Annotated in this window: 19 protein-coding genes and 1 tRNA gene; 17 read left to right on the forward strand and 3 right to left on the reverse strand. The window is 55.0% G+C overall.

The features are described from left to right. Positions 1-52: 52 nt before the first annotated feature. Positions 53-718 carry a DNA-3-methyladenine glycosylase I gene (locus COL8621_RS02490; protein ID WP_093965746.1) on the forward strand — a complete coding sequence of 222 codons (666 nt, stop codon included), beginning with the start codon at positions 53-55 and terminating at the stop codon, positions 716-718. 33 nt (positions 719-751) lie between these two features. On the opposite strand, the gene COL8621_RS02495 is transcribed toward COL8621_RS02490, so the two are convergent. Beyond that, complete coding sequence (locus COL8621_RS02495) at positions 752-1,174, reverse strand: tellurite resistance TerB family protein (RefSeq protein ID WP_235823707.1); 423 nt, start codon at positions 1,172-1,174, stop codon at positions 752-754. Between the two features lie 115 nt (positions 1,175-1,289). Between COL8621_RS02495 and COL8621_RS02500 the strand changes: the two genes are divergently transcribed. The 8 genes from COL8621_RS02500 (at position 1,290) to COL8621_RS02535 (ending at position 8,485) form a co-directional block, all read left to right on the forward strand. Further along, entirely contained in the window at positions 1,290-2,867 is a 1,578-nt protein-coding gene (locus COL8621_RS02500) for a lysine--tRNA ligase (RefSeq protein ID WP_093965748.1), read from the forward strand. Between the two features lie 113 nt (positions 2,868-2,980). Beyond that, positions 2,981-3,385 (forward strand): DUF4864 domain-containing protein, encoded by a 405-nt coding sequence (locus COL8621_RS02505; protein ID WP_235823708.1) that lies wholly within the window; start codon positions 2,981-2,983, stop codon positions 3,383-3,385. Positions 3,386-3,558: 173 nt separating this feature from the next. Then, positions 3,559-5,850 (forward strand): glycosyl hydrolase family 28-related protein, encoded by a 2,292-nt coding sequence (locus tag COL8621_RS02510; protein WP_093966878.1) that lies wholly within the window; start codon positions 3,559-3,561, stop codon positions 5,848-5,850. A 179-nt stretch (positions 5,851-6,029) separates the two neighbouring features. Further along, positions 6,030-6,659 (forward strand): ParA family partition ATPase, encoded by a 630-nt coding sequence (parA, locus tag COL8621_RS02515; RefSeq protein WP_093965750.1) that lies wholly within the window; start codon positions 6,030-6,032, stop codon positions 6,657-6,659. 72 nt (positions 6,660-6,731) lie between these two features. Continuing rightward, entirely contained in the window at positions 6,732-7,139 is a 408-nt protein-coding gene (locus COL8621_RS02520) for a universal stress protein (RefSeq protein ID WP_093965751.1), read from the forward strand. 25 nt (positions 7,140-7,164) lie between these two features. Next, entirely contained in the window at positions 7,165-7,485 is a 321-nt protein-coding gene (locus COL8621_RS02525) for an antibiotic biosynthesis monooxygenase family protein (protein ID WP_093965752.1), read from the forward strand. A gap of 71 nt (positions 7,486-7,556) precedes the next feature. Then, positions 7,557-7,958, forward strand: coding sequence for an excalibur calcium-binding domain-containing protein (locus COL8621_RS02530; protein ID WP_093965753.1), 402 nt, complete (start codon positions 7,557-7,559; stop codon positions 7,956-7,958). Between the two features lie 104 nt (positions 7,959-8,062). Next, positions 8,063-8,485, forward strand: a complete 423-nt coding sequence (locus COL8621_RS02535; protein WP_141137808.1) for a hypothetical protein — start codon at positions 8,063-8,065, stop codon at positions 8,483-8,485. Here the strand turns inward: COL8621_RS02535 and uvrB are convergent, their stop codons facing one another. Then, entirely contained in the window at positions 8,486-10,681 is a 2,196-nt protein-coding gene (gene uvrB, locus COL8621_RS02540; protein ID WP_093965755.1) for an excinuclease ABC subunit UvrB, read from the reverse strand. Positions 10,682-11,276: 595 nt separating this feature from the next. On the opposite strand from uvrB, the gene COL8621_RS02545 reads away from it, so the two are divergent. Beyond that, complete coding sequence (locus COL8621_RS02545; RefSeq protein ID WP_093965756.1) at positions 11,277-11,591, forward strand: ETC complex I subunit; 315 nt, start codon at positions 11,277-11,279, stop codon at positions 11,589-11,591. A gap of 43 nt (positions 11,592-11,634) precedes the next feature. Further along, positions 11,635-11,711, forward strand: a tRNA-Arg gene (locus COL8621_RS02550). Positions 11,712-11,813: 102 nt separating this feature from the next. On the opposite strand, the gene kdgR is transcribed toward COL8621_RS02550, so the two are convergent. Next, entirely contained in the window at positions 11,814-12,611 is a 798-nt protein-coding gene (kdgR, locus tag COL8621_RS02555; RefSeq protein ID WP_093965757.1) for a DNA-binding transcriptional regulator KdgR, read from the reverse strand. A gap of 206 nt (positions 12,612-12,817) precedes the next feature. Between kdgR and bglB the strand changes: the two genes are divergently transcribed. The 6 genes from bglB (at position 12,818) to COL8621_RS02585 (ending at position 19,557) form a co-directional block, all read left to right on the forward strand. Next, positions 12,818-13,939 (forward strand): beta-galactosidase BglB, encoded by a 1,122-nt coding sequence (gene bglB, locus COL8621_RS02560; protein WP_093965758.1) that lies wholly within the window; start codon positions 12,818-12,820, stop codon positions 13,937-13,939. Positions 13,940-14,030: 91 nt separating this feature from the next. Continuing rightward, positions 14,031-15,311 carry an ABC transporter substrate-binding protein gene (locus COL8621_RS02565; RefSeq protein ID WP_093965759.1) on the forward strand — a complete coding sequence of 427 codons (1,281 nt, stop codon included), beginning with the start codon at positions 14,031-14,033 and terminating at the stop codon, positions 15,309-15,311. A 141-nt stretch (positions 15,312-15,452) separates the two neighbouring features. Further along, entirely contained in the window at positions 15,453-16,274 is an 822-nt protein-coding gene (locus COL8621_RS02570; RefSeq protein ID WP_235823710.1) for a carbohydrate ABC transporter permease, read from the forward strand. After that, on the forward strand, positions 16,255-17,163 hold the full coding sequence (locus COL8621_RS02575) for a carbohydrate ABC transporter permease (protein WP_093965761.1): 909 nt from the start codon (positions 16,255-16,257) through the stop codon (positions 17,161-17,163). Before COL8621_RS02570 ends, COL8621_RS02575 begins: the two co-directional genes overlap by 20 nt. 13 nt (positions 17,164-17,176) lie before the next feature. Then, positions 17,177-18,268: an ABC transporter ATP-binding protein gene (locus COL8621_RS02580; protein WP_093965762.1), complete on the forward strand. Its 1,092-nt coding sequence runs from the start codon at positions 17,177-17,179 to the stop codon at positions 18,266-18,268. After that, complete coding sequence (locus COL8621_RS02585) at positions 18,265-19,557, forward strand: Gfo/Idh/MocA family protein (RefSeq protein ID WP_093965763.1); 1,293 nt, start codon at positions 18,265-18,267, stop codon at positions 19,555-19,557. Before COL8621_RS02580 ends, COL8621_RS02585 begins: the two co-directional genes overlap by 4 nt. Positions 19,558-19,570: the final 13 nt, after the last annotated feature.

Below are 19,570 nucleotides of genomic sequence, written 5' to 3' on the forward strand. Positions count from 1 at the left end.
TTGATTGCGAAAGCGACCCTTCGGGGGCTTGATTTGGATCAGGGGGAAGACAATGCGCAGCTTTGATGAGATTTTTCACATCGCCGCTGAACGAAAAGGCGGTGCGGATGCTGTTGAAGCAACCCTGTCGCACCCGAAATCGCATGATGAATTGGCCCAAATCACCGATGATCGCTGGCTTGCGGCAATGGCACGCGGAATCTTTCAGGCGGGGTTCAGTTGGAAGGTAATCGAAAACAAATGGCCCGGTTTTGAGGCAGCCTTTGCAGGGTTCGACCCCGCCCGTGTGGCATTCTTTCACGACGAAGACCTTGACCGACTGCTTAGCGACACAGGTATCGTAAGAAATGGCAAGAAAATCCGCGCCGTCATGGATAACGCGGGTTTCGTGCAAGAGCTTGCGGCCGAGCACGGCTCGGCGGCTAAATTCTTTGCGGAATGGCCCGACGATGATTTCGTGGGGTTGCTCGCCCTGATCAAGGCGCGTGGATCCCATCTTGGCGGGACGACCGGGCAATATCTGTTTCGCAGCATGGGCAAAGACAGTTTCATCCTGTCCAAAGACGTGGTTGTCCGTTTAATTGCTGAAGGTGTTGTCGATAAAACGCCGACGTCTAAGAAGGCGCTTTCAGCCGTGCAAGGCGCGTTCAACGATTGGAAGGCGCAGTCCGGCCGCTCAATGACAGAAATCAGCCGGACGTTGGCTCTTAGCGTCTAGCTGCTGAAAGCCCGATGTTAGAGATGCGCGTTTTTAGATAGAGATATGCCGCGCCCGGGCACCGCGTTCGATCGCCGCGCCATGCAGGCGGTCGATGTTCAGCTCGTACCGGATTTCTTCCAGCAAGCGCAGTTCGCTTTCCAACAGCGTTCCGTCCGCGGCGGCAACATCGCAGGCGATTGCATATGCCGTTTCAAACAGACGCTCTGGCAGGGCTTCGCGTACGAGGCCGAAAAGTGCGTCGAGGCCGTCTTCTTCTTCAAATAGGTCAAACACGGTTTGCGCGATCAGGGTAATGCGATCCTGATCGAAGCCCGCGAAGACGGGAAGGTGATTCACGATGCGTTGAATCGTGACCAATTCGGACGTCCGGATCGTTTCGTCCGAAGCTGAAACAGCGATCATGATGGCGACAAGGCTGTCTTGCGCCGTCAGCGGCAGGGCAGTTTCGGTCATATCTTGTTCCTTCCGGGTAGGTGTTGCGGTGCAGAATATTGACGACACGCCCCGCGCACAATAGGTAGCGGAGCTTGTTAGGCATGGGGCCTGACGGTGAAAAGAGTATGAAAACATGACCGATCTGCGCGACGCCGCGATGACTTCCAAAGCTTGGCCCTTTGAAGAAGCGCGTCGGCTGCTTAAACGGTACGAAAAGGCCCCGCCTGAAAAGGGCTATGTGCTGTTCGAAACGGGGTACGGGCCAAGCGGCTTGCCGCATATCGGTACGTTCGGCGAAGTGGCCCGCACGACCATGATCCGCCGCGCGTTCGAGGTGATCAGCGATATCCCTACGCGCCTGATCTGTTTTTCGGACGACATGGACGGGATGCGCAAAATCCCGGAAAACATCCCGAACCGTGAGGCGCTGTTGCCGCACGAGCAAAAGCCGCTGACGTCTGTGCCTGATCCGTTCGGCGAATTCGAAAGCTTTGGCCACCACAACAACGCGATGCTGCGCCGGTTCTTGGATACGTTTGGGTTTGAATACGAATTCATCAGCGCGACCGAGTTCTATAAAGAAGGCCGCTTTGATGAGGTTCTGAAGCGCGCGGTCGAACGTTATGACGACGTCATGAAGGTGATGCTGAAATCGTTGCGCGATGAGCGGGCGCAAACCTATTCCATCTTCCTGCCGATCCACCCGGAAACGGGTAAGGTGCTGTACGTGCCAATGAAGGAAGTGAACGCGACCGATTACACGATCACGTTTGACGACGAAGACGGCAAAGAATGGACCTTGCCTGTCACCGGCGGCAACGTGAAGCTGCAGTGGAAGCCAGACTTCGGCGCGCGCTGGGCTGCGTTGGACGTGGACTTTGAGATGTACGGTAAGGACCATTCCACCAACACGCCGATTTATGATCGCATCTGCGAAATCCTTGGCGGCAAGAAGCCAGAGCATTTCACATACGAACTGTTCCTTGATGAGAACGGCGAGAAAATCTCCAAGTCGAAGGGCAACGGCCTGTCGATCGATGAATGGCTGACCTATGCCTCGACCGAGAGCCTGAGCTATTTCATGTATCAAAAGCCAAAGACGGCTAAGCGCATGTTCTTTGACGTGATCCCACGGGCGATGGACGAATACCATCAGCAATTGCGCGCCTATCACACGCAGGATGCGGTGCAGAAGGCAAACAACCCGGTGTTCCACATCCATGGTGCGAATGTACCAGAGTCGAAAATGGTTGTTCCATTCTCGATGCTGCTGAACTTGGCTTCGGTTTCGGGCGCTGAGGACAAAGAGACCCTGTGGGGCTTTATCCGTCGCTATGCACCTGATGCGACCGCCGAAACGCACGCCGATTTGGATGCGGCTGCGGGTTACGCGGTGCGGTATTACAATGACTTCGTGAAACCGACCAAAGTGTTCCGCGCACCGGACGAGAAAGAGCGCGCCGCGCTGGAAGATCTGGTTTCACGCCTGAAGGCTTGGGACGGTGGTCTGGATGCCGAAGAGCTTCAATCTTTGGTCTTTGCAGTGGGCAAAGAGCATGGGTTCGAACCGCTGCGCGATTGGTTTAAGGCGCTTTACGAGGTTCTGTTGGGCGCATCGCAAGGGCCGCGTTTCGGTGGCTTTATCGCGCTTTATGGTGTCGATGAAAGCATCGCGCTGATCGAAAAAGGGCTTGCTGGCGAAATCAGCTAAACGCTTTTTACGTTGTAAGAGCAGTAGTTTACGGGCGGCCCGGTGGTTTTGATGAAACCGCTGGGCCGTTTCGTTCGTACCATTGGTATATTCCCCAACAGGAGGTGCCACTGTTGCGAACTTTCATTTTGCCCGTTTTTGCGGTTGCCGCGTTTGTTGCCCCTGCGTTTGCGCAACAGGAAAGCACGGTTATTGAAGGTGTGATTCGCGACCAAATCAGCGCGTTTCAGGCCGACGATTTTGAGCGCGCGTTTACCTTCGCTTCGCCCATGATCAGGGGATTGTTTGGGACGTCAGAGAACTTTGGCCGCATGGTCAAACAGGGGTATCCGATGGTGTGGCGCCCAGGCGAGTTGCGGTTCCTTGGGTTGGACGGCGTCGGCAGTTTGCGAAGCCAGCGCGTTATGATCACCGATCAGGAAGGACGCGTACATATTCTGCAATATGACATGATCCCAAGCGCGGATGGTTGGCAGATTAACGGCGTGCAGATCGTCAAAGAAGAGCTGGGTGCATAGCAATCTAAACCCGTTGTTAAGCAATCCCTGCTAGGTCTCTGCACTGACCCGGACGATGTGCGCCGGTTCGATTCCTCACGACAGTAACTGACAATTGAGCGGAGCTTCGGCACCCATCGCATTGGGATGCCCGATGCGCCGGGCGCCTGCGTGCGCATATGAAAGGGGTTTGTATGAACAAGGCAATTACCGACGGACTGGTCTTTATGCCACCTGCATTTGCCAGCGGGCTGGATGTCTGGTCAAGCGAGGATGGCACGGCGGGTTCGGCCACGTATGACGGGGCGGCGAACGCGGCGTTGGTCACGGCGGATCAAGACTTTGGCGGCTGTCTTGAGATATCGAAAACGGATGTAACTCATAAACTGCGCCACATGGGGCAGACACCGATCATCCCCGGTTGCTATTTGCGCGTCACCGCGCGGGTTAAGGCGATCAGCGGCAACCTGCCCGAAGTGCGCATTGCGGCATGGGCAGGTTCCGGCAGTGAAACGCATGTTCAGGGGTTGGTGGAAACGGGGCCGCTTGTTCCGCTTACGGCCTATGGCGAAGTCGTAACGATTACAGCGATCATTGGCGCGGGTCAGCGCGGTGGTGTCGATATGCCGTGGGGCACCGCGCCTGTTTATGCCCATATCGGTCTGGATCTGACGGGCGCGACCGGGGGCGTGGTGCGGATCGACGATATTGAGGTCGAGGATGTTACCAGCGTGTTCCTGCGGGAAATGCTCGACTGGGTGGACGTGCGGGATTTCGGTGCCGTTGGCGACGGCGTGACCGATGATAGCGCAGCGTTTGAGGCCGCAGACACGGCCGCAAACGGACGTTCTGTTCTGGTACCTGCCGGCACTTATCTGTTGAATAATCATGTAACCTTCGAAAACAAGGCGCGTTTTGCGGGCACGGTTGTGATGCCCAGCAATTTGCGGCTGACGCTTACAAAAAACTTTGATCTGCCAAGCTATATCGACGCCTTTGGTGATGAGGTCGAGGCGCTGCGCAGGGCGCTTGCCGTGCTGTTCAACTTTTCAGACCACGACAGTTTGGACATGATGGGGCGTCGTGTTGATATTGACGGGCCGATCGATGTTCACGCCGCAGTTGCCAACAAGGATACGTTTTCGACGCGTCGCGTCTTGCGAAACGGTGAGATTAACGCCGTCGCTTCGACGAATTGGGATGCCGATGTCGTGGTGTCTGCAGGCACGTATTCGACGTCTAACCCTTTCCAGCTTAGCGCCGTTGTGGATGTGGCGAATATCGCGGTTGGGTCCTTGGTCCAAGGTCTGGGCGTCGGGCGCGAGGTATACGTTCAGGAAAAGAACGTGGGGGCAGGGACCATTACGTTAAGCCGCCCGCTGTTTGATGCTGCGGGAACGCAACCGTTCACGTTTAAGCGGTTCAAATATATCCTAGATTTCGGTGGCTTTAGCAGCCTGTCGCGGTTTGTATTGTCTGACGTTGATCTGCACTGCAACGGTCAGGCAAGCGGTGTGATGCTGGCCCCGGCGGGCGGAATCATCCACTTCCGGGACTGCTTTTTCACAAAGCCTAAGGATCGCGGGATTACCTCTTCCGGTACGGGATGCCAGGGCCTGTTGGTGGATCGGTGTCAGTTTATCTCCAACGAGCAGTCGCTGCGTGCGCAAGATCGCACAACGGTTGCTATGAACATCAACGCAAATGATAGCAAAATTCGTGAAAACCGCGTGGTCCGGTTTGCGCATTTCGCCGTGCTGGCAGGTGCTGGGCACGTCATCATGGGAAATCACTGGTTTCAGGGCGACAGCGAAACGGATGGGATCCGTCAGGCGGGTTTGGTTCTAACCTCGCCGAACATGAAGACCACGATTACCGCGAATTACGTCGATAACAGCTTCATCGAATGGACGAATGAACACGACGAAGACCCGGACCATTCAAGCGAGCTGTCGTTCGGAGGGCTTACGGTTTCTGGCAACGTGTTCACCGTTAATAACGTTGCGCCGTGGTTTAGGTGGTTCGTCATCAAGCCTGTCGGCGCAGGGCATTACATTCAGGGTCTGAATATCTCGGGCAATACGTTTAAATCTCTTAATGGTTCGGTCGAACGGATCGACAAGGTCGACACGACATATGCCGAGCTTGAGATGGGGCGCGCGCGAAACATCATTGTTGAAGGGAACTCGTTCAACGCGGTCGATCAGATCATCACCAACCCGGTGATGTTGCAATTCGATGAAAATTCGAATGCCAAGACTTGGGTGTGCGATTTCGCTGGCTATCTTCCGTTCGACGGTTACGCCCGCAACGTCACCGGAGTTGTGGCAGAGGGCCCCGTTTTGAATGGGGCCGGCAAGGTTGTTGCCGGCATGCCCTATGTTGAGGTTCAGGAGGGGGCGGCAAAGAACCAGATCCACCTTGTCTGGCCCGAGGCATGCCGAGGCCGCGTGAATGTGACCGCGCGGGTCGATAACGCAACTTAGTCGCTGAGCGGCCCTCCCTTCACATGTGAGGGGAGGGCCGTTTTTCGTTCCGCTTACAGTTTGCTCACGCGCTTAATGATGCGGATTTTCTTGGTGGGCGATGGGGGCGATAGAAATAGCGTGCAAACTTGGTGAAACTCTGCCATGCTGCGCTGCAGCATTTAGTGTAAGGATGAGCCATGGCAGGCCATGTAATAACGATTGCGCAGCAAAAAGGCGGATCGGGTAAGACCACTTTGGCAGCAAACCTTGCGGTGGCATTTGCCCAGCAGGGGAAAAGCGTGGCGTTGTTAGATACCGATCCACAAGGCAGTCTTGGCCGCTGGTTTATGGCGCGCGCGGAACGATTGGGTGATCCGGGTATGACGCTTTCAACGGCGTCTGCTTGGGGCGTTGGATATGAAACCGGCAAGCTTGCCGGCAGCCATGACTACGTCATTGTTGACACCCCACCGAAAGCAGACAGCGATCTTCGCCCGGCGCTGCGCGGGGCAAAGCTGATCTTGGTGCCAGTTTCGATTTCACATGTTGATTTGTGGGCCACCGAAGGCGTGCTTGACCTTGCCCGTCGCGAAGGGCGGGACGCTTTGTTGGTGCTGAACAGGACGCGATCCGGAACGCGGTTGAACGTTGATGTGGCTGAAAAAGCGGCAGAGCTGGATGTTGAAATGGCGAAATCGTCGCTTGGCAACAGGGTTGGCTATGCCGAAACGTTGGGCCTTGGCCTTGGCGTGTTGGAGGCGGGCCGCAAAACCACCGCTGCTGGCGAGATTGAAGCGCTGGCCAACGAAGTGAACTCCATCCTTTAGCGTGATTTGCATCAAAGCCGGTCTTTTCTGGTCGTGCCACTCTGATCTGGCAGGTCAGAGGAGGCTGCGCAAATGTACAAGAATATTATTGTTCCGATTGCCTTGGATCACGGCCCGAACACCAGCACCGCGCTAGAGGTGGCCCTAAAGCTGTTGGCCGAAGGTGGCCAGATCACCGCCCTGACGGTGGTAGAGGCGATTCCCCCCTATGTTGCGCAATATTTGCCAGAGGGGCAGGAAAAGCTGACCCATGACACGGTCAAGGCCGAACTGACCGCAGAACTGGGCGGTGTGGCTGATGTGATGCCGGTGGTGGTGACAGGCCACGCGGGGCGGACCATCGTGGACTATGCCGAAGAACATGGCGCGGACTGTATCGTCATCGCGTCCCACCGGCCCGGATTGCAGGACTATTTCCTTGGCTCAACAGCCGCCCGTGTCGTGCGCCATGCAGGCTGCGCGGTCCATGTGGTACGATAGGCGGGTGCCATAGTGGAGGAATCCGATGCCGACGATATCCAAGAACGCTGAATTACAGACGGTCATAACCACGTTTGAGGTGACGCCAGGCACCTGTCAGGACATTCTGGACGAACTGAACGAGGCGTATCAGAACGTCATCTCTAAACAGCCGGGGTTCATTGCGGCGGGGTTGCATGTGAACGATGCGCAGACCCGCATCGCCAACTATTCCCAATGGATCCGCCGCGAGGATTTTCAGGCCATGCTGCGCACGCCGGAAATGCGCGAACGCAACCGGCGCATCAATGCTTTGTGCAAAGGGTTTGAGCCGGTGATGTATGACGTCGCCGGGGTGTTTGGGTAACGGTTTCCGCAAACGGAGCCTGTGGCGGCGGATGCCATTGACCCGCCATGTTCAGGCGGTATCCATAGGATATGGTGCAGGAAGAAAACAGCAGCCACCCGCGGCAAACTGGGCGACGCGCAAATCGTGCGCGCCGGGCCGAGGCTTTGCGCAAAGACGCGTTGTCGCCCATCCGTATTCTGAAAAGATTGGTTTTGGTCCCGGTGGTCGCGGCAGGCATCGCCCTGTCGGCCTATATCCGTACCAGCGACTATGGCTCTGAAGACGCGCTGCGCCATCTTGTTGCGATGGTCGGATGCGGGCCAGCGGCGGCCATGGGCCTTGCCCCCGCGCAGGAAGGCGAACTGGGCTATCACCCCCGTAACGACCCCGAGGGTGACGGAGTGGCCTGCGGAACCGAAACCCGCTTCCCCGCGCCGGAGCAGGACAACCGAGTGCGCAGTGTAGGCGGGGCGAAATTCGTGCGGCCTTAGGGCGGCAAATGGGCATCCTAGGATGTTTTGATGTCAATGCACCGGTCGTCTACAGGTGGTTGAACTAAAAAATACGCAACTTAATGCTTGTAGGATTGGAGTTTGTGCAAATGCTCGTTCTTAGAAAACTTGTTTTCTCATTGGTGATTGGTCTGTTTCCACAAATTGCCGCCGCAGATCCTCTCTCATTTGTCTGCAGTTTCGACAGAAGTGTAGCCGCGAATATCTCAAGAGAGTTTGGCATTCAGATCGATGAGAGAGCGGAGAAAGATTTCACAATTCGTTTTGTTTCAGAGGTGAGAGCGGAAACAGCTCAGATGATTGGCAATAATGGCGCTGCCAATGTTATCCCTATTTGGGGTGACAATAGAGTAACTTTCGTGGAAATCACACCGAACGGCACTGTGCAGACAACGGCCGTCTACGGTTTTCGCCAGGGAGAAAAGGCTGCGGTTCATTCGCGAACGACGGGCGGAGAAGGGTACGAACTCCCATCGCAGTATTATGGTTTCTGCGAGGTGAGATAGCTATCTCCCCCGCCTCTTAACACCACCACGTTGCCCCGGCCTTCCTGCTGTGGAACGTCCCTTGGCCTTCACCGCCGCATCGCTTGCGGCTTCCACCGCCGATTGACGTGCCAGCGGGTCGTCAGAGATGGCAAGGTCCACTGCCTCCAGCCGTTTGACTTCGTCCCGCAGGCGGGCGGCTTCTTCGAATTCTAGATTCTCGGCCGCTTTGCGCATTTCGGCGCGCAGGCCGTCCAGATGCGCCTCTAGGTTGGCGCCGTGCATCGGTTTGTCGATCGTGGCTGTCACGCGGTTCATATCTGCGTCGCCCTTGTAGAGGCCGGACAAGATATCCTCGACGTTCTTTTTCACGGTCGCCGGGGTGATGCCGTGTTCTTCGTTATAGGCGACCTGCTTTTCACGGCGGCGGTCGGTTTCGCGCATCGCGCGTTCCATGCTGCCAGTGATCCGGTCGGCGTACATGATCACGCGCCCTTCGGCGTTTCGCGCCGCACGGCCGATGGTTTGGATCAGGGACGTTTCAGAGCGTAAGAACCCCTCTTTATCCGCGTCCAGAATGGCGACCAGTCCGCATTCGGGAATGTCCAAACCTTCGCGCAACAGGTTGATGCCGATCAGCACGTCGAACGCACCAAGGCGCAGATCGCGCAAAATCTCGATCCGTTCCAACGTGTCGATGTCGGAGTGCATATAGCGGACCTTGATCCCCTGTTCGTGCAGGTATTCGGTCAGATCTTCGGCCATGCGTTTGGTCAGGGTCGTGACCAAAGTGCGGAAACCATCAGCCGTAACTTTGCGGATTTCATCCAGCAGATCGTCGACTTGCATCTGAACCGGGCGGATTTCCACCATCGGGTCCAACAGGCCGGTGGGGCGGATCACCTGTTCGGTAAACACGCCGCCGGATTGTTCCAGCTCCCACGCGGCGGGGGTGGCGGATACGAACACCGACTGAGGGCGCATCGCGTCCCATTCTTCGAACTTCAGCGGGCGGTTATCCATGCAGGACGGCAGGCGGAACCCGTGTTCGGCCAGCGTAAATTTTCGGCGGTAATCGCCCTTATACATCCCGCCGATTTGCGGAACCGAAACGTGGGATTCATCGGCAAAGACAATCGCATTGTCGGGGATGAATTCGAACAGGGTGGGGGGCGGTTCACCCGGTGCGCGGCCCGTCAGATAGCGGGAATAGTTTTCGATGCCGTTGCAGACGCCCGTTGCCTCTAGCATCTCCAGATCGAAATTGGTGCGCTGTTCCAGCCGCTGCGCTTCCAGCAGTTTGCCTTCTTGAACCATCTGATCCAGCCGGGTTTTCAGCTCTTTCTTGATGCTGACAATCGCCTGTTTCATCGTCGGCTTGGGCGTGACGTAGTGTGAGTTCGCATAGACCCTGATCCGGTCAAACGTGTCGGTCTTTTCACCGGTAAGCGGGTCGAATTCGGTGATCGATTCCAGCTCTTCGCCGAAGAATGACAGCCGCCAAGCACGGTCATCAAGGTGGGCGGGCCACAGCTCCAGAACATCACCGCGGACGCGAAAGCTGCCCCGTTGGAAGCCCGCGTCGTTGCGGCGGTATTGCTGGGCGATCAGATCGGCCATGACCGTGCGCTGGTCGTATTCATTCCCAGCGATCAAGTCTTGCGTCATCGCGCCATAGGTTTCGACCGAACCGATGCCGTAAATACAGCTGACCGAGGCGATGATAATAACGTCGTCCCGTTCCAAAAGCGCCCGCGTGGCCGAATGGCGCATCCGGTCGATCTGTTCGTTGATCTGGGATTCCTTCTCAATATACGTGTCAGACCGCGCGACGTAGGCCTCTGGCTGATAGTAGTCATAGAAGGACACGAAATATTCGACGGCGTTGTCGGGGAAAAAACCCTTAAATTCGCCGTACAACTGCGCAGCCAAGGTTTTGTTCGGTGCCAAGATGATCGCCGGGCGCTGCGTTTCTTCGATGACCTTCGCCATGGTGAAGGTTTTCCCGGTGCCCGTCGCGCCCAGCAAAACTTGATCGCGATCACCGTTTCGCACGCCTTCGCTTAGCTCTGCGATCGCGGTAGGCTGGTCACCGGCGGGCGAAAAATCTGTGTGCATGACAAAGCGTTTTCCACCCTCAAGCTTGGGCCGCGACCGCACGTCGGCGGCGGGCGCGTCCATCATTGGAAGGGACTTGTCGGAATTGGCATAAGGCATGGGGTGATTCCTTTGTCGAACCCTACATTTGATCTGTTTTTGTTCCCATTCAAGTGCAGTGGTTAAACGAAGCTTTATGAGATGTAGACGATTATCGGCAAATACTCGCCATATAAGTGAATATTTTTATTGCCACAGCTTAAAGGCGAGCGTAGTCTTATCAGGCAAGCAGCAGACCAGATTGCCGATCGGGGCCGCACCACCCACCCCCTCGCACCACCAGCCTTGATCGGCAATCTCGGCTTGAACAACCAGTAACTTGTTATTTCCCTTACATTTTGTTGACGGTGTCGCCGCCGCCCGGTTGGCTTGAGCCAAGGGCCGACCCCGACAATTCGTCCGTCAGAGTGATTCCCGCAAGGCGTCGGCGTCTTGCGGCAAAGCTTTTGTGCGAAGGGGCGCTTTGCATGCGCGCATCGGGTAAAAATTAGTCTAGCATCGGCAGAGGCTGGCCTGCGGAAAATTAACATCTTGACGAAAGCGTAAAGTATTTCGCCGCAGTTGGTCGTGCGCAGCCTGCGATACTGTTCCTGCCTCTTGCACAAGCGGTGCATTTATTGCGATAAGCACACGAAGTTCGAAGGAGTCACCGAGCATGCAGCAGGCCCGTATCTATCAGCCCGCAAAAACCGCGATGCAGTCTGGCACGGCCAAAACCCACCACTGGGTTCTGGAGTTTGCACCCGCCAGCGCGCGCGAAGTGGACCCGCTGATGGGGTGGACAAGCTCGTCTGACACTCAGGCTCAGGTTAAGCTGCGTTTCGATACCAAAGAAGCTGCTCTCGATTACGCTCAAGAACACGGGATCGACGCGCTGGTGTTCGAACCGAAGACGCGCAAGCCCAACATTCGCGCGAATGGTTATGCCGAAAACTTTGCCCCAAATCGCCGGGCGGTTTGGACGCACTGAAGGCTTGCCTTTACGGGGCAGCTCACGCAAAACCCACATCAGCGGTCCCGTAGCTCAACTGGATAGAGCAGCTGACTTCTAATCAGCAGGTTCGGGGTTCGAGTCCTCGCGGGATCGCCAGTTTTCATAGGCTAGACGCAGCAAATCAGTCTCTGACCATCGGTTGTCATTTGCGACTGGGTGCAGGGAGCGTCAGCCGATCAAGCCAATCCATACTCAGCCTCATGACCTATCAAGTGGCACATACCCGAGTGAGTCTGACGCCTCTTTGCCCAACTCCAAAATTGTCCGAACGATTTCGGGTTTGCGTTCTTCACTGAACCGAAACAGCGGAAACGCGATCGACATTGCGGCGACAGGGCGACCTAGGTGGTCGAAGATTGGCACCGCAAGGCACCGTACCCCCGCTTCGCTTTCTTCGATTTCTTCGGCGTATCCACGCTCTTTCGTGATCGCTAGATCATTCAGCAATGTTTCTTTGTCGGTGATGGTGTTGGGTGCGGAAACTTCGAACGCCATACGCGAGATACGTTCTTCAATCTCTTTTGGGTCGCGCCATGCCAAAAGCGCCTTCCCCAATGACGTCGAATGCAGCGGGTTGCGTTTGCCCAATGTCGATTGCATCGAAAGATTGTAATGGCTGTCATACTTATGCGTATAGACGACCTTTTCTTCGGTATTATCCATGATCCCTAAATTGATGGATTCACCGGTTAGGCGCGATAGCTTTGCCATGACACGGTCTGCGGCCCAAAGCAGATCAGATCGGTCTTGGATAGAGCGTGCGCCGAGGCTGAACAATTTCAAGGTAAGGCCATAGCGTTCGGTGTCGTCGTCTTTTTCGACGTAGCCCAATTCAATCATGGTGTTCAAAAGTCGATGGGTCGTCGCCTTCGATGTCATGGCTAGATTGGCCAAATCCGCAAGCGTCGCACGCCGGTTTTCGACCAGTGATTCGAGCACAGAAAAGACCTTGAGTACTGCGGCTACGTTCTCGGTTTTGTGTTCAGAATTCGCCATTTAGCATACCTAATTTTTCGGAACGTCGTTTCGGAAATTTAAAAACCCGTTCGCGGACTTTTTCGACAATAAGTGCAACCTATTGAAATTGCAATAAAATAGGATCGGTAAAAACTGTTATATTAATGTTGATATTTTTCCAAACCTATGCGCAGAATATTTTGGAATGACGTTTCAAAAATTTTACACCAGGGACTTCAAGCGGAATGCACCCACTTCTCCGACAGAAAAAACACTTTGTTAGCCGTGCTGATGTTTGTGGGCTGATCGATGTGTTGGCAGACAATTTGATCAACATTTCGGACGACACCGGAGAGTTCATTCTGAAGCTTGAGGATGGCCGCGAAATTGACACCAAAGGGTGGGCCGGTTGGGAATGGACCCATGGCATCGGCTTGTATGGCCTGCTCAAGTATTTCCAGCAGACAAGCAACCCAACCGCGAAATCCATCATCGATGGATGGTTTGCGGACCGTCTGTCTGAAGGCACCCCCACAAAGAACATCAACACAGTCGCCCCTTTTCTGACGCTGGCCTGTCTTTACGAGGCCGAGGCGAACAGTGAGTGGCGCCCATATCTGGAACAGTGGGCCGATTGGATCATGTATGAAATGCCGCGCGTCCAAGAAGGCGGGCTGCAGCATATCACCTACAACAGCGTAAACCCTGGGCAGATGTGGGATGATACCCTGATGATGAGCGTACTGCCGCTCGCGAAAATTGGTCTGGTGCTGGATCGCCCCGAGTATGTCGAGGAAGCAAAGTTCCAGTTTTTGACGCACATTCAGTATTTGATGGATAGCAAAACCGGGCTTTGGTTCCACGGCTGGACATTTGAGGGCAACCATAACTTTGCCAACGCATTGTGGGCGCGCGGTAACAGCTGGGCGACCATCGCGATCCCCGAATTCATCGACATGCTTGATTTGAAAGAAGGCGACCCGATCCGCGCACATTTGCTTTCAACGCTGCGCCGTCAGGCCGCTGCACTAAAGCAGATGCAGGACGAAAAGTCGGGCATGTGGCACACGTTGTTAGACGATCCATCAAGCTATGTTGAGGCGTCGGCGACCGCCGGGTTCGCCTATGGCCTGCTAAAGGCGGTGCGACTGCGGTATCTCGACGACAGCTATGCCGAGGTTGCTGAAAACGCCGTAAAAGCTGTTGTTCAAAACATCAGCGACGATGGCGAATTGCTGAATGTGTCTTTTGGTACCGCAATGGGCCACGACATGGATTTCTACAAACAGATACCGCTGACGTCGATGCCCTATGGCCAGTCGATGGCGATGCTGTGCCTGTCCGAATACCTCAGAACATACATTTAATAATCACATAATGACCCGGCGATTTAACGCGGGGCACGCGAAAACGAACGAAGATATTCCGGCTTTTTGGTCGGGACCAAGGGAGGAAAAAATGACTAAAATGACAAGGCGCCAAGCGCTTGGAACAATTGGTGGTGCGGCAGCGGCATCTGCGTTGCCCGCATTGCCTGCAATGGCCGCAGACCGCACGATCCGCCATTTTTGGTGGGGGAACCCTGAACGCGACCGCCGCACGTTTGAAGTAATCGACGTGTTCCAGAAGAACCACAGTGGCGTCGAAGTTTCTGGTGAAACGATCGGTTGGGGTGATTACTGGACAAAGATGGCGACGCAGACTGCGGGTCGCAATATGGCCGACTTGGTCCAGATGGATTACCGTTTCCTGTTCGAATATGTCCGCCGTGGCGCTTTGCAGCCGTTGGACGATCACATTGGCAACGGTCTTGATCTGTCTAACTTTGACGCTGGCCCACTGTCTGGTGGTGTGGTCGATGGCAAGCTTTACGCGCTGAACATCGGCTCCAACTCTCAGGTCGTGCCATTCAACACGCGGCTGTTTGAAGAAGCAGGCATCGACGCCGATGTCATCAACTGGACACGCGCGGAATTTGCTGACGCTTGCGAACAGGTTGCCACCAATACCAATGCAAAAGGCGCCGACGATTTCTCACTCATGATCGAATACATGGAGGCATGGGCCCGCCAAGAGGGACGTGATTTCTATGACGCCGACGGCAATGTGACTGCAACTGCCGACGACGTCGCCGGTTACTGGGCATATTGGGGTGACATGCGCGATGCGGGCATCGTCATGGATAAGAACCACACCGTTATTCTGGACAAACCGATGTCGGAATGGGGGCTCGTAACAGGTGAAAGCGCGATGTCACCTTGTTGGTCAAACCAGCTGGTCGCCGTTCAGGGTTTGGTCACCGACACCATCGGCGCTGCAATGGTTGCCCACAAAGAAGGCGGCACTGGCTGGGGCCAGTTCATCAAGCCATCGATGTTCATGTCGCTGACGCGCGATGCCAAGGATGTTGAGGCAGCGATCATGTACATGAACGACTGGATCAATAACCCAGAAGCGACCGCGATCTTGGGTCTTGAACGCGGCATCCCTGCCAACCCAGTGGTTCGCGAAGCGCTCGCTCCGGGCTTTACCCCACCTGAAAAGCTCTCGGTTGATTACTTTAACGCGATCCAAGACAAGGTTGGCCCATTGCCGGTGCCCGCGCCCAAAGGTGCAGGCGAAGTTCGTGACGCATTTATGCGGATCGGCACGGACGTCGTGCTGGGCAATATGGATGCGGCCGAGGCTGCGGGTATCTTTATCGAAGATGCCCAATCCATCGTCGATCGCGCACGGTAATCGATCCGACCCAAAGGTCGACCCTAACAGGTTTAGGGTCGACACCCTTTTGCCGTTGAGCCACGCAATATGAAGAGATTTTTCAAACGAAATGCGCCCGCGTACGTATTTCTAACGCCCTGGTTTATAGGGTTTTTTCTGTTGGCTCTTGGGCCAATTCTGGCGTCGTTATATCTATCGTTTACGCGCTATGACATGGTCGCTGATCCGCGCTGGGTTGGGCTTGATAACTATGAATATATGTTCGAACGCGACCGGCGTTTTTGGAAGGCGCTAGAAGTCACCTTTACCTATGTCGCACTTGCGGTTCCTGCCCGGCTGGCGATGGCCTTGGGTGTTGCGATGCTGTTGGATAAGGGGCTGCGCACCATCGGTCTCTACCGCGCGATTTTCTATCTTCCGTCGCTGCTGGGATCGTCTATCGCCATCGCGATTTTGTGGCGCCAACTTTTTGCTGCGGACGGTGTCGTTAATCAGGTTCTGGCCAAGTTCGGCATCGAAGGGGCTGCCTGGATTTCGGACCCTGATACCTCGCTCTATACGCTTGTTGTGCTTGCCATGTGGCAGTTCGGTTCGCCGATGCTGATTTTTCTTGCTGGTTTGCGAGGCATTCCGCGCGACCTGTATGAGGCAGCCGAAATCGATGGAACGTCAAAGCCACGTCAGTTTTTTCGAATAACCTTACCTTTGTTGGCACCTGTGATTTTCTTCAATCTGGTGCTGCAAACGATCGAAGCCTTTAAGACGTTTTCATCCGCGTTCATCATTTCGAACGGGACAGGCGCACCGGCCGACAGCTTGCTGTTTTATACCGTCTATCTGTTCAACGAAGCCTTCAAGTTCTTCCGCATGGGCTATGCGTCTGCGTTGGCTTGGGTCTTGTTGCTGATCATCGGTTTCTTCACGGCAGTGACCTTCTTTACCTCTAAATATTGGGTGCACTATGAAAACGAACGCGACTGATACTGCCGTTCGCGACAAGAACGCACAGATCGCCCATGAAATCCGGTTGGGCCAGAAAAGACGGGCCCGCCGTGCGCGGATCTACAAGCACATCTTCTTGATCGGCATGTCGATTGTGATGCTTTATCCGCTGTTTTGGTTGCTTGCCTCATCCCTTAAGCCAGAGAACGAGATTTTCAGCACGCTCACGCTTTGGCCATCTGAATTCAACTGGGACAATTATACCGAAGGCTGGAACGCGCTGCCCAAGTCGTTCACCGTATTTTATATGAATTCGGCAATTGTCACCGTGCTTTCGGTGATCGGAAACCTGCTGTCGTGTTCGTTCGCGGCCTATGCGTTTGCGCGGCTTCAATTCAATGGCAAGAACCTGTTCTTTGCGTTGATGATGATGACGCTGATGATCCCGTATCACGTTGTTCTGATCCCGCAATACGTCCTGTTTTTGAACCTTGGGTGGGTGGATACATATCTGCCGCTTGTCGTGCCACGGTTCTTGGCGTCCGACGCGTTCTTTATCTTTTTGATGGTTCAGTTCTTCCGGCAGTTGCCGCGCGAATTAGACGAGGCCGCGATGATCGATGGCTGTTCCCCTTACAAAATCTATTGGGTGATCATCCTTCCCTTGTCGCTGCCCGCGATGGGCACGGCTGCGATCTTTTCGCTGATCTGGGTGTGGGAGGATTTCCTCGCGCCGCTGATCTATCTGAACGACATCAAATCTTACACGGTGCCTCTCGCGCTGCGACTGTTCCTTGATCAAGAAGGGCAATCGATTTTCGGGCAAATGTTCGCAATGTCGGTCCTGTCGCTTGTGCCAGTCATCGTGTTTTTCATCGCTTTCCAGAAACTGATCGTGCGCGGCATTGCCACCTCGGGAATGAAATAAGGAGCCGCAAGATATGGCGGGTTTAACACTTAGAGATGTAGGCAAATCCTACGGTGGACTATCGGTGATGTCGGGGCTTGAACTTGATATTCATGACGGTGAGTTTTTGGTGCTTGTCGGTCCGTCGGGCTGCGGCAAATCTACATTGCTTCGGATGATCGCCGGGCTAGAGGAAATCACCGACGGTACGATCGCGATCGAAGACACCATCGTTAATGATTTGCCTGCGTCCAAACGCGAACTGTCGATGGTTTTCCAATCCTACGCGCTTTATCCGCACATGTCCGTGCGCAAGAACCTCGCGTTTGGATTGCAGAACATGAAGATGACCAAGGCCGAAGTCGCCCGCCGCGTCGACGAAGCAGCCCGTGTATTGCAAATCGAAGAACTTCTAGAACGCAAACCCCGCCAACTGTCCGGCGGGCAAAAGCAACGTGTTGCGATTGGGCGCGCGATCGTCCGCGAACCAAAGCTGTTCTTGTTTGATGAGCCGCTATCGAACCTTGATGCGGAGCTGCGTGTGCAAATGCGTGTCGAACTTGCGTCTCTTTACGCCAAGCTGGGCACGACAATGATTTATGTGACCCACGATCAGGTCGAAGCCATGACAATGGCCAGCCGGATTGTTGTTCTTCGCAAAGGCACGATTGAACAAGTCGGGACCCCCCAAGAACTGTATACCCGTCCGGCGAACCTATTTGTTGCTGGGTTTATCGGGTCGCCCAAGATCAATATGTTCAAAGCAACCGCATCAAAGGTTGCAGATGGCATCCACATATCCGCCCCTGAGTTCGAAGACTTCGAAGTTAGCGGATTAGAGCGTGCAGTGGACGCGGTCACGATCTGCATTCGCCCCGAAGCATTGGCGCTGGATGGTGGATCAATACAAGTCACGGCCGAATTAGCGCTGGTTGAGTACCTGGGCAGCGAGATTTTGTTACACGCCAAATTGCCATCAGGCGCGATGGTGTTGTTGCAGACCAGCGGCAAGGAAAAATACGTCCGGGGGCAGCCCATTACCTTTGGTTTTGAAACGTCCGATGTGCATGTTTTCGACCATAATGGCGATCGCGTCGCATTCACACACGAGGAAGCAATCGCATGAAACTAGCCATTGTTGGCTGCGGGTCTAGGCATTCGATGTTTAGCGACAGCGTTACGGATGACTATCCTGACAAACATGAAATCGTGGCGGTGTGTGATAACAATCCACACCGGCTTAGCCTTGCAGCGCAGGCCGCGTCACGCGAAGGCACGAATGGTGTCGCGGCATATGACGCCGCTGATTTCGATGCCATGATAGCTGAACAAAAGCCCGATACCGTCGTGGTCACGACGCCCGACTTTCTGCACGCCAGCTATATCGTGCGTGCATTCGAAGCAGGCTGCGACGTGATTTGCGAAAAGCCGATGACGATTGATTTGGCATCGCTAAAGCAAATTACGGATGCTCAAAAACGCACGGGACGTCAGGTGCGGGTTACCTTTAACTATCGCTATTCGCCGGCGCGAACTCAGGTCAAAGACATTATAGCCTCGGGCCAAATTGGCGAAGTCACCGCGGTTGATTTTCGCTGGCACCTAGACCGTGTTCACGGGGCAGATTATTTTCGCCGCTGGCATCGTCAAAAGGAAAATTCAGGCGGGTTGTTGGTGCATAAATCCACGCACCATTTTGACTTGTTAAATTGGTGGCTAGGCGCGGTTCCATCGCAGGTAACCGCGTCTGGGCGCCGCGCGTTTTACCGGCCCGAAACCGCGCTCAGCATGGGGTTGGCACAGCGCGGTGCCCGTTGCGCCACTTGTGAAGTTGCTGATCGTTGTGATTTCGAACTGAACCTAGACGAAGACGCTCAGCTTCATGCGCTGTACCGCGAGGCTGAACACGAAGACGGGTATTACCGCGACCTATGTGTATTTGACGAAGAAATCGGGATCGAAGACACGATGCAGGCGCACATCCGTTATGGCTCAGGTGCCACGGTCAATTACACCCTGACTGCCTATTCTCCATGGGAAGGCCTAGAGATCAAGTTCCAAGGGACCAAAGGCGATTTGACACATAAACACGTCGAGGTTCACGGCGTTTTTGGTGGCGAACGCGCCCATGCAGGCAAAGACGCCGTTTGGACCGAACTGCACATCGCCGGCCAACCACCACAAAAGATCGATGTCCCAACCGCCGAGGGTCACCACGGCGGGGCTGACCCGGTGATGTTGGGCTATATTTTTGATCCCGATAACATGGAACCCGACCAATACAATCGCGCCTCGGACCATGTTGCGGGCGGCTGGTCGATACTGACCGGAATCGCCGCGAACATGTCGATCGAAACCGGAAGCACGGTCGATATCCCAACAATGCTAAAGGGGCGTGGCATTACGCTAAGTTGAATACACAGGGTGA

This window comes from Actibacterium lipolyticum (assembly GCF_900184935.1).
Classification (GTDB): Bacteria; Pseudomonadota; Alphaproteobacteria; order Rhodobacterales; family Rhodobacteraceae; genus Actibacterium_A; species Actibacterium_A lipolyticum.